This is a genomic window from Rhodococcus sp. AB351, assembly GCF_049538275.1.
In the GTDB taxonomy this organism is placed as follows: domain Bacteria; phylum Actinomycetota; class Actinomycetes; order Mycobacteriales; family Mycobacteriaceae; genus Rhodococcus.
Genome location: NZ_JBMVFW010000008.1, coordinates 76,968 through 91,085, shown reverse-complemented (window position 1 = coordinate 91,085; position 14,118 = coordinate 76,968). Strand labels below are relative to the sequence as shown.

The 14,118-nt window shown below is 69.9% G+C and carries 15 protein-coding genes; 12 read left to right on the top strand and 3 right to left on the bottom strand.

Going from position 1 to position 14,118, the window contains the following annotated elements:
- The first annotated feature begins 1 nt into the window (after position 1).
- The 4 genes from ACPCXD_RS17285 to ACPCXD_RS17270 are packed head-to-tail and all read left to right on the top strand — an operon-like array spanning position 2 to position 3,465.
- Positions 2 to 1,177, top strand: coding sequence for a cytochrome P450 (locus tag ACPCXD_RS17285; RefSeq protein ID WP_160877688.1), 1,176 nt, complete (start codon positions 2 to 4; stop codon positions 1,175 to 1,177).
- The gene (locus ACPCXD_RS17280; protein WP_085470249.1) at positions 1,174 to 1,368 is read left to right on the top strand and encodes a ferredoxin; all 195 of its coding nucleotides are present in this window, start codon (positions 1,174 to 1,176) and stop codon (positions 1,366 to 1,368) included. The genes ACPCXD_RS17285 and ACPCXD_RS17280 overlap by 4 nt, the downstream gene beginning before the upstream one ends.
- Positions 1,365 to 2,519, top strand: coding sequence for an NAD(P)/FAD-dependent oxidoreductase (locus tag ACPCXD_RS17275; RefSeq protein WP_423660483.1), 1,155 nt, complete (start codon positions 1,365 to 1,367; stop codon positions 2,517 to 2,519). The genes ACPCXD_RS17280 and ACPCXD_RS17275 overlap by 4 nt, the downstream gene beginning before the upstream one ends.
- Positions 2,520 to 2,523: 4 nt before the next feature.
- A complete protein-coding gene (locus ACPCXD_RS17270; protein WP_423660481.1) occupies positions 2,524 to 3,465 on the top strand; it encodes a LysR family transcriptional regulator in 942 nt (313 codons plus the stop codon).
- Between the two features lie 12 nt (positions 3,466 to 3,477).
- Here ACPCXD_RS17270 and ACPCXD_RS17265 read toward each other — a convergent pair whose 3' ends face one another.
- A complete protein-coding gene (locus tag ACPCXD_RS17265; RefSeq protein WP_423660479.1) occupies positions 3,478 to 4,068 on the bottom strand; it encodes a TetR/AcrR family transcriptional regulator in 591 nt (196 codons plus the stop codon).
- 148 nt (positions 4,069 to 4,216) lie between these two features.
- Between ACPCXD_RS17265 and ACPCXD_RS17260 the strand changes: the two genes are divergently transcribed.
- Genes ACPCXD_RS17260 through ACPCXD_RS17235 form a run of 6 tightly spaced genes read left to right on the top strand, consistent with a single transcriptional unit; the run spans position 4,217 to position 11,029 of the window.
- The gene (locus ACPCXD_RS17260; RefSeq protein ID WP_229564927.1) at positions 4,217 to 5,194 is read left to right on the top strand and encodes a phosphotriesterase family protein; all 978 of its coding nucleotides are present in this window, start codon (positions 4,217 to 4,219) and stop codon (positions 5,192 to 5,194) included.
- 53 nt (positions 5,195 to 5,247) lie between these two features.
- Positions 5,248 to 6,204 carry a phosphotriesterase family protein gene (locus ACPCXD_RS17255; protein ID WP_160877698.1) on the top strand — a complete coding sequence of 319 codons (957 nt, stop codon included), beginning with the start codon at positions 5,248 to 5,250 and terminating at the stop codon, positions 6,202 to 6,204.
- 50 nt (positions 6,205 to 6,254) lie between these two features.
- Positions 6,255 to 7,370 (top strand): FAD-dependent monooxygenase, encoded by a 1,116-nt coding sequence (locus ACPCXD_RS17250; RefSeq protein ID WP_423660476.1) that lies wholly within the window; start codon positions 6,255 to 6,257, stop codon positions 7,368 to 7,370.
- A gap of 43 nt (positions 7,371 to 7,413) precedes the next feature.
- Positions 7,414 to 8,346: an alpha/beta hydrolase gene (locus tag ACPCXD_RS17245; protein WP_423660474.1), complete on the top strand. Its 933-nt coding sequence runs from the start codon at positions 7,414 to 7,416 to the stop codon at positions 8,344 to 8,346.
- On the top strand, positions 8,339 to 9,295 hold the full coding sequence (locus ACPCXD_RS17240) for an MBL fold metallo-hydrolase (protein ID WP_423660472.1): 957 nt from the start codon (positions 8,339 to 8,341) through the stop codon (positions 9,293 to 9,295). Before ACPCXD_RS17245 ends, ACPCXD_RS17240 begins: the two co-directional genes overlap by 8 nt.
- 6 nt (positions 9,296 to 9,301) lie before the next feature.
- On the top strand, positions 9,302 to 11,029 hold the full coding sequence (locus ACPCXD_RS17235) for a CocE/NonD family hydrolase (RefSeq protein WP_423660470.1): 1,728 nt from the start codon (positions 9,302 to 9,304) through the stop codon (positions 11,027 to 11,029).
- Between the two features lie 33 nt (positions 11,030 to 11,062).
- Here the strand turns inward: ACPCXD_RS17235 and ACPCXD_RS17230 are convergent, their stop codons facing one another.
- Positions 11,063 to 11,632 carry an ATPase gene (locus ACPCXD_RS17230; RefSeq protein ID WP_160877732.1) on the bottom strand — a complete coding sequence of 190 codons (570 nt, stop codon included), beginning with the start codon at positions 11,630 to 11,632 and terminating at the stop codon, positions 11,063 to 11,065.
- Positions 11,629 to 12,015, bottom strand: coding sequence for a TA system antitoxin ParD family protein (locus ACPCXD_RS17225; RefSeq protein ID WP_160877730.1), 387 nt, complete (start codon positions 12,013 to 12,015; stop codon positions 11,629 to 11,631). Before ACPCXD_RS17225 ends, ACPCXD_RS17230 begins: the two co-directional genes overlap by 4 nt.
- Before the next feature lie 204 nt (positions 12,016 to 12,219).
- Here ACPCXD_RS17225 and ACPCXD_RS17220 point away from each other — a divergent pair, with 204 nt between their 5' ends.
- Together ACPCXD_RS17220 and ACPCXD_RS17215 are read left to right on the top strand one after the other, a co-directional pair.
- Positions 12,220 to 13,290 carry a class I SAM-dependent methyltransferase gene (locus ACPCXD_RS17220; protein ID WP_423660468.1) on the top strand — a complete coding sequence of 357 codons (1,071 nt, stop codon included), beginning with the start codon at positions 12,220 to 12,222 and terminating at the stop codon, positions 13,288 to 13,290.
- A 67-nt stretch (positions 13,291 to 13,357) separates the two neighbouring features.
- Positions 13,358 to 13,723, top strand: a complete 366-nt coding sequence (locus ACPCXD_RS17215) for an HNH endonuclease (RefSeq protein WP_423660466.1) — start codon at positions 13,358 to 13,360, stop codon at positions 13,721 to 13,723.
- The last annotated feature ends 395 nt before the right edge of the window (positions 13,724 to 14,118 follow it).

Genomic DNA, 14,118 nt, shown 5'->3' with positions numbered 1-14,118 from the left:
CATGACCAGCAGCCCTCCCACCGCCGACGTCGACCTGTTCGCCGACGACGTCCTCGTCGACCCCTATCCGACCTTCGCACAGCTGCGCGAACTCGGCCCCGTGGTGTACCTGCCGCGCCACGACGTCTACGCCCTGACCCGCTACGACGTCATCCGCGGCGCCCTCGCCGACACCGCGACGTTCTCCTCGCGCGCCATCGCCTTCAACCCCGCCGCCAACGACGCCCTCCAGGGCACCTCCCTGGCCTCGGACCCACCCGTTCACACCGAACTGCGCGCCACCCTCACCGAGAACCTCTCGCCGCGCGCCCTGCGCGGACTGAAGACCACCATCGAGACCAAGGCCGACACGCTCGTCGCCGACCTCGTCACCACCGGTTCCTTCGAGGCGATCGACGCCCTCGCCCGCGCCTTCCCGCTCGAGGTCGTCGCCGACCTCATCGGCTTCACCGGCGAGGTACGCGCGAACATGCTGCGCTGGGGACAGGCCGCCATGGAGGTGCTCGGCCCGATGAACCAGCGCACCGCCGAGAACTTCCCCATCGCCGGGGAGCTGTACGCGTGGTGCTCGCAGGTGCAGGCCGAGGATCTGACCCCCGGCTCGGTCGGGCGCGGCATCTTCGACGCCGAGGCGCGCGGCGCCGTCCCCGCCGGCAGCGCCGGGCACATCATCCACCAGTATCTCGGGGCCGGGGTGGACACCACCATCGCCTCGATCGGCAATCTGATCGCGCTGTTCGCGGCGTTTCCCGACCAGTTCGACCTCGTGCGCGCCGATCCGACGCTGGTGCCGTCCGCCTTCGCGGAGGTGCTGCGTTACTGGGCGCCGCTGCACGCCTGGGGTCGCGCCGTCACCCGCGACATCGAGATCGACGGCCACCTGATCCCCGGCGGGTCGCAGGCGGCGGTGCTGCTCGGCTCCGGCAACCGCGACCCGCGGCACTACGACGACCCGGATTCCTTCCGGGTGGCCCGCAACCCGGTCGATCACCTGTCCTTCGGCTACGGCCCGCACGGCTGCGCCGGGCAGGGCCTGGCCCGCCTCGAGGCCCACGCGATCATCGCCGCCCTGGCCCGGCACGCGCGCCGCCTCGTTGCCGCCGACCCGATCCGGGTGCCCAGCAACACCACCCGTTCCATCGACGCCCTCGAGATCCTGGAGGTTGTGCCCGCATGAAGATCACCCTCGATCGTCCCCGCTGTGAAGGCCACGGCCTGTGCGAGGAGGCCGCACCCGAGCTGATGCATCTCGACGACGACGGCGAACTGGTCCTCGACATCGTCGAGGTGCCCGAGGGCAGCCCGCAGGCCGCGGCCGCGAGCGCCGCCGTGCGGGTGTGTCCCGTCGCCGCTCTGAAGCTCGCATGAGCACCGCAGCTGACATGCCCACCGTGATGGAGCGGATCGTGGTGGTCGGCAACGGCATCGCCGGGCAGACTGCCTGCGACAGCCTGCGCGGCGCCGGGTTCACCGGGCAGCTGACCGTCGTCGGCGACGAACCGGTCCCCGCCTACTCGCGGCCCGCGTTGTCGAAGGCGCTGCTCACCGACGGTGGCTCCCACGAACTCGCCGCCCCGGCGCACGGCGCCACCGAACGTCTCGGCGTCGCCGCGGTCGGCCTGGACGTGGACGCACGGCTCGTGCACCTCGACGACGGCACCGCGCTGGAGTTCGACGGGCTCGTCATCGCCACCGGTGCGCGCCCCCGGCCGCTGGGGGAGGCGTTGGTGCTGCGCACCCTCGACGACGCCCTCGCCCTGCGCGAGCGGCTCGCCGACCGGCCGTCGGTGGCGGTGGTCGGCGCCGGTCCGCTCGGCATGGAGGTCGCCTCCGCCGCCGTGCAGGCCGGCTGCGAGGTCACCGTCGTCGCCGACACCGCCCCGATGCGCCCGCAGTTCGGGCCGTATCTGTCCGAGCTGTTCACCGCCGCCGCCACCGCCGCCGGGGTCAAACTCGTCTACGGTACCGCCGCCGGCTTCGCCGCCGGGACGATCACCCTCGACGACGGCAGCCGCGTCACCGCCGAGCTGGTCGTCGCCGCGATCGGCGACATCCCGAACGTCGAGTGGCTGCGCGAGTCCGGGGTGCTCACCGACGGCAGGTTGGTCGCCGACTCGCGCGGGCGGGTCGCGCCGGGCATCGTCGCCGCCGGTGACGTCGCGCATGTACCGGTCCGCGGGGTGGTGCGGCGGATCCCGTTGTGGAACAGCGCGATCGAGCAGGCCCGCATCGCCGCAGCGGCCGTGCTGCTCGGCGACGCCGCACCCGAGTTCGATGCCGATCCGTATTTCTGGACCGAGCAGTTCGGACTGCATCTCAAGGCGATCGGGCACCTGCCAGTCGACGGGGAGCCCACCGTCCTGGCCGGAGAGGATCCGCGCGGACCGGCGTTGCTGCACTGGCGGCATCCGGACGGCGCGGGGGTGGCGGTGGCGATCAACGACCGCATCCCCATCCCGCGGCTGCGGCGCGCCGCGGTCACCGGGGAACTGCCGAGCACCGCGAGGGCGGCTCGGTAGGTTCATGGGCGTGACCCGCCCTTCGGAGCATCCGGCCGATCCCGACCTCGCGCGGCTGGCCGCGGTGAACCTCAACCTGCTGGTGCCGCTGCTGGCGGTGCTCGAGGAACGCTCGGTCACCCGCGCCGCCGCGCGGGTCGGGATGACGCAACCGGCGATGAGTCATGCGCTGGGCCGGATGCGCCGGTTGCTCGATGACGAACTGGTGGTGCGGCAGGGGAGCGGGCTGGCGCTCACCCCGCGCGCCGTCGAGCTGATCGCGCCGCTGCGGGAGGTGCTGCGGCAGACCGCGCGGGTGGTGAACTTTCCCGGTTTCGACCCGGCCCGCGACACGCGCACCATCACCCTGGCGATGACCACCAGCACCGCCTTCGTGGTCGGGGCGGAGCTGATGCGGGTGATCGGCGAGCGGGCCCCGCACGCGACGGTGCGTATCCGCACCTTCGTCGAGCCGCAGCCGGCGGACTTCACCGACGACGGGGTGGATGTGGTGCTCGTGTCGGAGGCGTTCGCCGCGCCCTATCCGCGCGAGCGGCTCTACGAGAACCGGTGGGTGGTCGTCGCGCACCCCGACACCGCTCCCGACGCCGGGGCGCTGGAGTTGCTCGAATCGGTGCCGCACACCGCCTACGACGCGCGGCACCGCATCACCCCCTATTCGGTGCTGGATGCGGCCGGGGTGCCCTATCGGATCGGCGGTCTGGTGTCGGATTTTCTGATGGTGCCGCAGTTGGTGGCGCGTGCCGGTGGGGTCGCGATCCACACCTGGCGGGTCGCGGCACAGATGCGTCGTCAGTTGCCGCTGCGGATCGAGGAGTTCCCGTTGCCGGTGCCGCCGTTGGGGATCGACATGGTGTGGAATCCGCGCCTGGCCGACACCGCGTTCATCTCCTGGCTGCGGACGATCCTCGTCGAGGCCACCACCGGCGCGACCATCGGCGAGTGACCGCGCCGATGGTCAGTCGTTCTGCACGTCGAGCAGGTAGCACCACGAGTCGGTGAGTTCGTCGAGGCAGATCTCGCGCGGGGTGCGCCAGCCGAGCGAGAAGTAGCGGCGCGACATGTGTTCGAGCTGCCCGAACGCCAGGACGCAGCGGATGCGGCGGCGGTCCGGGTCGAGCCGGCCGGCCCGGTCGAGACCGGCGGTCATGTCGGCGACGGCGCTTTCGAACCACTGCTCGGTGGTCGTCGCGACGTCCGGTTCGTGGGCCGCCTGGTAGGAGGCGGTCATGTACGGCTCGATCTCGTCCCACTGGGTGAGTTTGCGGTCGAGCCACTGCCGGATCAACGCGCGGGAGCCGGAGGCGACGACCTCGGTCAGCGACGGGTCGTCGGCGGCGGTGAGGATCGAGTCGACCTTGGTCAGCAGCGCGCTCATCACGTCGGCTTTCGACGAGAAGTGCAGGTAGAAGGTGGTTCTCGTGGATCCGGCGGCGGTGGCGATGTCGTCGATGGTGGTTGCGGCGTAGCCCTTGGTGCCGAACAGTTCGAGCGCCTTGGCGAGGAACAGCTCGTAGGTCATCTGCTTCTGGGCGGCACGGAGCGACATGGGCGAAATCCTATCCTCGACGCAGCACTTACCGGCGAGTACAGTCACACGTCGTTCAGATAATTCACTTGACAGTCTGTAATCCGAATCCGTACTGTGACTGCCACCACGTCGCGTAACCAGCGATGTCGACGAAAGGAAAGTGCCGATGACAGGCGCCGCGCCCCGCACCGTCCACACCGTCCTCGGCCCCGTCCCCGCCGACGACCTCGGTGTCGTCGCGATCCACGAGGCCCTGCTGTCGGTGCTGCCCGGCGCCCAGCACGCCTACGACATCGACTTCGACCGCGCCGAGATCTTCGCGACGCTGCTCGCCAAGCTCCGCGCCTTCCGCGCCGCCGGCGGCGGCACCGTCGTCGACGCCACCGGCATGTTCCACGGCCGCGACGTGCCGCTGTACGAGAACCTCTCCCGCGCTTCCGGGGTGCACATCGTCGCCTCCACCGGCCTGGGCCCGGAGAACCTGCTCGGCGGCTACTTCCTGACCCCGCAGACCAACCCGCCCACCCCGTGGCCCGCGGACAAGTTCGCCGACCTGTTCACCCAGGAGATCACCGAGGGCATGGTCGTGCCGCGCGTCGAACGCCGCGGCCCCGCCGGCCTGGTGACCACCGCGGCGAATCCCGACGGCATGACCGCCACCGAGGAGAGCCTGTTCCGCGGCGCCGCCCGCGCCGCCCGCGACACCGGGGTCGCGGCGATCCTGCGCTACGGCGCCGACGCCCTCGCCGACCTCGACGTCGCCCTCGGCGAGGAGCTGCCCGCCGACCGCATCGTCGTCGCCGGCCTGGACCGTCGCGACGCCGTCGCCGCCGGCGCCCCGGAGAAGATCGCCCGTCGCGGCGCCTTCATCGCCCTCGACCATGTCGGGACCGACGACGAGACCCACATCTCCGACACCGAGCGTGTCGCCCTGGTCCGCGACCTCGTCGACGCCGGTCTCGGTCACCGGATCCTGCTGTCGTCGAGCGTCACCGGCGTCGCCAAGGGGCATCCGGCGAACGATCTGCCCTACGAGACGGTGCTCACCGGTTTCGTGCCGCAGCTGACCGACGCCGGTCTCACCGACGACGCGGTGCAGCAGATCCTTATCGCCAACCCGCAGGACCTGCTGGCCGCGCGCTGAACCGCCGCCGACCACCCATCACCGAGAAGTCTTCGTCCCGAAGGGGAATTGCTGTGTCGAGAGTCAACACCGTCCTGGGCCCGATCGCGCCCGAGGAACTGGGCATCGTCGCCGTCCACGAGCACATCGGATACGGCATGCCCGGCTCCGAGCTGGACACCCACTGGTGGAAGAGCCCCGAGGTCCGCTACGAGGAGACCGTCCCGAAGCTGCGCAAGTTCCACGAGTACGGCGGCGGCACCTTCGTCGACGTCACCGGCATCTGCAACGGCCGCGACATCGACTACTACAAGTCCCTCTCCGCGAAGACCGGTGTGCACATCGTCGCCTGCACCGGTTTCGTCGGCGGCGACACCGCCCTGCCGTTCTTCGAACGCGCCTCCGTCGACTACCTGATGCGCCAGTTCGTGCACGAGATCACCGTCGGCATCGGCGACACCGGCAGCCGCGCCGGCGTTATCAAGGTCGGGGTCTCCCGCGGCGGGAAGATGACCGAACTCGACAAGCGCATCTACCGCGCCGCCGCCCGCGCCGCCCTCGCCACCGGCGTGCCGATCCTCACCCACCTCGCCATCGACGCCGAGAACGCCATCGCCATCTTCACCGAGGAGGGCCTGCCGCTGCACCGCGTACTGTTCGGGCACGCCGACGACGGCGTCAACGCCGAGAAGACCCGCGACACCTGGATCGCGCAGCAGGGCGGCCGGGTCGGCTTCGACACCTTCGGCTACGAAACCGAACTCGAGGACCCGCCGTTCTGGGCCCGCCCCCGCAAAGAGCGCCTCGCCCACTTCCTGCGCTTCCTCAACGCCGGCCACCTCGATCAGGCCCTGGCCGGCGTCGACGCCAACTGCAGCCCACTCGGCTGGCCGGGCGTCAAGGGACACACCGTGAACTACCTGTTCGAGGACCTCATCCCGGACCTGCGCGAGGCCGGACTCGACGAGGCCACCATCACCAAGCTGTTCGTCGAGAACCCCGCCGACTTCCTCACCATCGCGCAACCCTGACCCGAATCTCCCGGCGCGCACCCTGCGCGCCCTCCGAAAGAGACACCCACATGCAGACCTCGGATCCGACCAACCTCACCATCGCCATCGTCGGCGCGGGCTATGCCGGTGCGGCCGCCGCCCGGGCCCTGTCGTTGCTCGGCGCGAACGTCACCGTCTACGAACAGGCCCCCGAGATCCGCGAGGTCGGCGCCGGCATCGGCCTGCGCCCGTCGAGCATGGAACGCTTCCGCGAGTGGGGCATCTTCGACGACATCGCCAAGGTCAGCTCCCCGAGCGACTACTTCGAGATCCTCACCGCCACGGGCGAGCCGATCATGAAGGACACCTGGCCGGCGCACGGCGACCAGAAGCACACCCACCTGATCCACCGCGGCGACTTCATCGACACCCTCATCGCCTCCCTGCCCGACGGCATGGTGAAACTCGGCCACCGGCTCGAGCGCATCGAGGACCACGGCGACCGCAGCACCCTGACCTTCACCAACGGCACCAGCGTCGACGCCGACCTGGTCATCGGCGCCGACGGCATCAAGTCCGTGGTCCGTGAGCAACTGTTCTCCGACGCCGAACCGGTGTTCTCCGGTGAACGCGCCTACCGCGCCGTCATCGACGTCGCCGACGCGCACGGCATGGTCACCGACGACAACCTGCGCATGTACATCGGCAAGGGCACCAAGGTGTACCTGCTGCCGCTGCGCCACCGCGGCCAGGTGTCCTTCGACATCACCGCCCTGTGCCCCGACCCCGACTGGGCGCCGCAGGTGAGCAAGGAGGACATGCTCGCCACCGTCGCCGGATTCGACCAGCGCATCGTCGACATCACCGCCGGCCTCGACATGGACATCGTCAACATCCGCGGTGTCTACGACATCGACCCGATCGAGCGCTGGCACAGCAACTCCGTGGTGCTCATCGGCGACGCCGCCCACTCGATGCTGCACCACCAGGGTCAGGGCGCGAACTCGGCGATCCTCGACGCCGGGGCGCTCGCCGACTGCCTGCGCGACACCGACACCGTCGCCGCGGCGCTCACCGCCTTCCGGGCGCAGCGCAAACCGGTCACCGACGAACTGCAGCGCATCTCCCGCCAGGGCTGGACCGAGGACGAGGTCCAGGACGTCTTCCCGGGCCAGAAACCCGCAGCGCAGCAGCCCGCCCAGTAGATCCCCACCCCACCCGTTCACCGCCCGAAGGAGACGACCGGCCATGCCGTTGCACCCCGAGATCGCCCGGATCCTCGCCGACCTGCCCGCCCCGCCGCCCGGACCGCTCGATCCGGCCGCGATGCGCGCCGGGGAGCAGACACAGGTTCCGCCGCTCGAGGAGCGACTGCCCCTGCACGACGTCCGCGACACGATCGCGGCGACCCCGGCAGGGCAGGTGCCGGTGCGGATCTACACCCCGACCGACACCGACACCGGTGGCCTGGTCGTCTACTTCCACGGCGGCGCGTTCTTCCTCGGCAGCCTCGACACCCACGACCACGTCGCCCGCCACCTCGCGAAGACCACCGGCTGCACGGTGATCTCCGTCGGCTACCGCCGCGCCCCCGAAGCGCAGTTCCCCGCCGGTCTCGACGACTGCTACGGCGCCGTGCGCTGGGCCGCCGACCACGGCAACGAACTCGGCTGGGACGGAAAGATTCTCGCGGTGGCGGGGGACAGCTCCGGCGCCAACTTCGTCGCCGCCGTCACCGGCCTGGCCCACGACGACGGGTTCGACCGCATCACCCACCAGGTGCTGTACTACCCGTCCCTCGACCTGGACTTCGACGAGGACCGCTACCCGTCGATGCGGGAGAACGCCGTCGGCTACGGCCTCGAAACCGCCGGACTGAAACCGTTCAACGCCTTCTACCTCGACAGCGGCGCCGACCCCGCCGACCCGCGCGTCTCACCGATCAAGCGGCAGAACCTGTCGGGGCTGCCGGCGGCGCTGGTCGTCACCGCCGAGTTCGACCCGATGCGCGACGAAGGCGAACTGTATGCCCGGCGGCTCGACGAGGCCGGGGTGCCGGTGACGCTGCGCCGCTACGCCGGTGCCAACCACGGCTTCGTGCAGAACTTCTCGTGGATCCCCGAATACGCGCAGGTCTTCGACGAGACCGCCGCCTTCCTGCAGGGCACCGCCCATGAGTGAGGCGACGATCCACCCGATCGTCTCCCCATGGGGACGGTTCGGGCTCTACACCTTCTTCATCGACGCCGACGAGCCCGCGATCGTCGACACCGGCATCGCGTCGTCCCCGGCCGAGGGCATGGCCCCCGCCCTCGCCACGCTCGGCCGGCGGCTCGAGGACGTGCGGTGGATCCTGCTCACCCACGGGCACATCGACCACATCGGCGGCGCCCACGCCCTGTGGGAGGCCACCGGCCGCACAGCGCAGGTGGTCATCCACGAGGCCGACGCCCCGCTGCTGCGCTCCCGGCAGGCCCACGTCGACGACTACCTCACCGGCCGCGGCCGGTACCTGAACGACCCCGACGGGGCCGCGAAGGTCACCGCCGCCGCCGAGGCCGTCATCTCCGGGGAGATGGAACCGACCCTGCTCGTACGCGGCGGCGAAACCATCTCCCTCGGCGGGGGAGTCGAGATCTCCGTGCACTCGATCCCCGGGCACACCCCGGGCTCGGTCGCCTACGTCGTCGAAGGGCAGAACAGCGTATTCGTCGGCGACGCCGTCCAGGTACACGGCGCCGCCAACGGATTCCCCGGCTACACCGACCCCGACGCCTACCGCGACAGCCTCGCCTACCTGCGCGAGACGATCCGCCCCGAGACCCTCTATCTCGGGCATCCCTACCGCCGCGCCGACGGCACCCCCTACGGCGTCGAACTCGACCGCGACCAGGCCGCCGAAGCCCTCCGCGAGAGCGTCGCCATCGAAGGGGGAGTGCGCGGCGCCGCGCACCGCTGCCTGTGCCACGGACTGCTCGACACCGACTCGGCGTACTCGCCGTTCGCCCCGGTCGCCGACGACCTCGGTTACACCGGCGATCCCACCCTCGAGCCGTCCCCGTTCTTCACCACACTGCACGGCTACCGCACCCAGTTCTCGCACCAGCACCGACACGAAGAGGAGTCGTAGGTTCTCATGGCCGAGTTCGAAACGTTCGACGCAGGCGGACAGACCATCCACATCCGCAAGCACCTGCGGGTCCCCATGCGCGACGGCGTCGAGTTGGCCGCCGACGCCTACCACGGGGTCGACGACAAGCCCCGCCCCGCGCTGGTCGCGCTGAGCCCCTACGGCAAGGAACTCCAGGCCCTCGCCCTGACCACCCCGCCGCAACGCCGCCCCAGCCCCATGTGGGACGGCTGCATCGAGGCCGGCGACATCGCCCGCGTCGTCGCCGAGGACTACGTCCACGTCATCGGCGACATCCGCGGCTCCGGCGACTCCGACGGCGAGCACATCGGCAACTACAACGCCGGCGGGGTCTCCCTCGGGCAGGACGCCTACGACTTCATCGAATGGGTCGCCGCGCAGCCGTGGTGCGACGGCAACGTCGGCATGATCGGCATCTCCTATTTCGGGTCCATGCAGGTCCTCGCCGCCGCCGAACGACCCCCACACCTGAAGGCCATCTTCGTCTCCGGTGGCCACTACGACTTCTACGAGACCACCTACCACGGCGGCATCATGTGGTTCATGCCCCGCGCCGCCCGCGAGGGCCGCGGCGGTGACTCCGGCTGGGCGTTCACCGACCGGGTCAAGTCCCGCATGCTCGAGACCTACACCCCCGACGAGATCCGGGCGCGGGTGCAGCAGCGCCTCGCCGACCCGGACGTCGCGGCCTGGCCGAATCTCGTGCACGTGCTCAACTACCCGAAGCACCACGAGGCGTGGTTCGACATCATCACCAACGAACTCGACGGCGACTGGTACGAGGAACGCAACCCGATCAACCTCGCCCGGAACATCGACATCCCCGTCTACCTGCAGATCGACCAGGGCCGCGGCTGGACGATGGACGGCACCATCGAACTGTTCCACACCCTGCAGGGACCGAAGAAGCTCGACATCGGCCCCTACCCGCCCATGCAGTCGCGGCCCTTCATCGAAGAGCACGACACGATGTTCCGCTGGTACGACTACTGGATCAAGGGCATCGACAACGGCATCATGGACGAACCCGCCGTCAACGTCTTCGTCGAAGGCTCTCGGCAGCGTGTCACCGCCGACCAGTGGCCGCCGAAGGACGTCGAGCACCGGGCGCTGTACCTGCGGCCGCGCGGCAAGCTGTCCACCGAACCCGAACCCATGGGCACGCAGTACGCCGCCCCGGACGGTTTCTACCAGGCCCCGCTCACGGTCACCGACAAGGTCGAGATCCTGCGCTGGGAAACGCCGGTGTTCGCCGAACCCACCGAGATGATCGGCACCGGCGCCGCGCACCTCTTCGCCGAGATCGACCAGCCCGACACCAACTTCATCCTCCGCATGTGGGACTACGCCCCGAACGGCAAGCGGCAGCTGATCACCACCGGCTACCTCAAGGCCTCCCACCGCGAACTCGACGAGCGCACCACCGAGGGCGACCCCTACCATCCGCACACCCGCGCCGTGCCGGTCGAACCCGGCACCATCGAGGAATACGTGCTGCGGCTGTATCCGTTCGCCAACACCTTCATGCCGGGCCACAAGCTCGTCGTGGAACTGTCGAACAACGAACCGCTCGCCGACGAACACAACGCACTGCTGCCGCCGGACGCCTTCCACCTGCCCGTCGGCCGCCCGGTGACCCACAAGATCTACCGGGACGCCGCGCACCCCTCGCGGCTGGTGCTGCCGTTCACCACGAGCGCGGCGACGAACTGATCTCGTCGCAACCGCTCACCGGGCCCGGATCTCTCAGCCGAGCCCGGTGAGCGCCGCCGGCACCCATCCCGGCCAGCGCACCGCACCCACCGGCACCCCGCCGGCGAACCGCGCCACCACCACCGGGGTCCCGCACGCCGTGTCGTACACCGACGCCTGATCGGCGCGGCCGATCGCTTCGGCCACCAGCGGCCACAACCGTCGATAACGCGCCCGGATCTTGTCCTCGGGCACCGCATGCCCACCGGAGGCCACCCGGTGCTGCACACGCAGCACCGACATCGCCTCCGGCACCAGCATCACATGCAGCACCACCGTGAAGCCCGCCTCGTGTGCCCGGTCGATCAGCTCCAGCTTCGACGGATGCGAGAACACCGTCTCCGCGATGAACGACCGGCCCTGCCGCAGCAACCGGTCCCGCGCCGCCGCGGCGAGTTGCGCCGCCTCGTACGACATCTCCTCGGCACGGTCGGGCCAACGCTGCCGCGCGATCACATCCGCGTTGACGAACACACTGCGCGGCAGCAGGGGAGCGAGGGACAACTCGACGAACGTCGACTTACCGGAACCATTGGGACCGACGATCAGATCCAGACGCCTCATGCGTCGTCGAGCACCCGGCGACTACCGTCGGGACGCTGCTCGACCAACCGGCCCTCGTCGTCGAGCACCACCGTGGTGACCCCACGCGCGGCGAGCACCGCGGCGTAATCGGTGCGGACCAGCCCGTCCGCCAGGCGCGCATCGATCTCCGCGTCGAACAGCCGTCCCTCCGCGGCGGTGAGCTCGCTCAGCTCCCGCGTCCCGGCCAGCGCCTCGTGCACCCGGTGCAAGGAGGCGGTCTCATGGGCGGTCATCGCGCGGCCGATACGGGCCCAGTATTCGAGTTGCTGGCGTCCGGTGCGGTTCTGGCGGCCGCCCTCCGCGATAGCGCTGTCGACGAGTTCGGCGTCGAAGCGGGTGACCTTGTCGGTGGACGACGTCATGACGGCCTCCTGATGTTGCAGTCTGCTACAAGCGTAGCTGTCTGCAACACGACGTGCACCCCGCGTCATTCTCTCAACACCGGTTCGTGACCTCCCGGTCCGCACTGCCACCCGGATCGACACCCGATCGAACCCGAGCCGACGCCGAGGAACCGACCACGCGACCTACCGTGAGCGAGTACTCCCATCGCCAGGAGGTGCGTGATGACCACGGAGATACACGAACCCGACCAAGCACGACTCGAACAGACCCTCGGACAACTCGTCGTCGACATGGGCGCGGCCATGAACGGCGCCCTGGTCCTGATCGGTGTCGATCTGGGCCTGTGGCGAGCCCTCGACGAATCCGGCCCGACCACCAGCGAACAACTCGCGGCCCGCACCGGCCTCCGCGAACGCTATCTACGCGAATGGCTGTCAGCACAGGTAGCGAGCGGATATCTGACCTACGAGCCGGACAACGACACCTTCACACTGTCCCCGGAACACGCCATGGCGCTCGCCCGCGAGGACAGCCCGGTCTACCTCGCCGGCGGCCTCCACCTGATCAGTTCGGTCTACAAGGACCGGCTGCGCATCACCGAACGCATCCGCAACGGAGAAGGTTTCGGCTGGCACGAACACGATCCCGAACTGTTCGTCGGCACCGAACAGTTCTTCCGCCCCGGCTACCGCGCCAACCTCGTCGACGTGTGGCTGCCCACCCTCGACGGAGTCGTCGACAAACTGCGTGCCGGCGCCACCGTCGCCGACATCGGCTGCGGCCACGGGGTCTCCACAACCCTGCTCGCGCAGGCATTCCCGCAATCCACCATCCGCGGCTTCGACTACCACGACGCGTCCATCGCGCGGGCGACGGAACTGGCCGCGGAGGAGGGCGTCGACAACGCCACCTTCGAGGTCGCCTCGGCCGTGGATTTCCCCGGATCCGACTACGACCTGATCTGCTACTTCGACTGCCTGCACGACATGGGCGATCCCGTCGGCGCACTGCGGTACGCGCGCGGCGCGCTCGCCGACGACGGCACGGTGATGCTCGTCGAACCGTTCGCCCGCGACAGCCTGCCCGAGAACCTCAACCCGGTCGGCCGGATGTACTACGCCGCGTCCACAGTGCTGTGCACCCCGTCGTCGCTCGATCAGCCGGGCGCACTCGGGCTCGGCGCGCAGGCCGGGGAGCGGCGGCTCGCGGAGATCGCCGCCGAAGCCGGATTCGGCTCTTTCCGCCGCGCCACCGAAACCCCGTTCAACCTCGTCCTCGAAGCACGCCCCTGAAGTGCTCTTCGGACGCCGATCGGACCCATCGGCGACCCCGGTGACGTCGATGGGCCACGATCGGAGGATGGACCGCGTCACCCGACTCTCGCTCGCCCTCGACCGTCAGGACGGGCGGTGCTTGTGGTGCGGACGGGAGTTCGGCCGGTTGATCACCCCGACCACCGATCATCTGGTGCCACGCCTGAAGGGCGGCCCGAGCATCACCGCCAACGAGGTCGCCGCGTGCCGACGCTGCAACGCCGACCGCGGCCACATCGCACCGGTCGAATGGCTCGACCGATGCCGGCAGCGCGACGGCTGGGCGCCCGACGAGAAGCTGCTGACGCGGTTGCTCGAAGAGCTCGGCGACGAACTCGTCCGGGTCGGGGGTCATCGTCGTGTCCGGGATTACCTGTCCGCGCAGTTGCGGCGGTTGCGGCGACCGTCGTGAAGTCGGTGGATCGACTACCCGGAGACCGGAATTAATACGTCACAGTGACGTTTCGACGTCGGCCGAGTCCCGGATGGAGGAGGGGGCCCACATCGTCGCCCATGCGGGACACACCGCCCGGTACAGCGACCCGTCGCAGTGCGCGCGGCGGCGTCAGCATGTGCCGCCAGGCCGACTCGCGTCCGCCGCCGGCGGCGCGGGGCCGCGAGTGCCGGGCAGACGAACATCAACGCGCCGATCGGCACGGTCGACCTTGCCGGAGCGTGTTGCCACTGCCGCGCCGAGGATATCGACGCAGAGGCGCGATCACAGCAGGACCTCTGCGGTCCCATAAAAAACGTCACTGTGACGTTTTTACGACGGCCGGACGGACGAGCAGGGGACGAGGGCGGCGG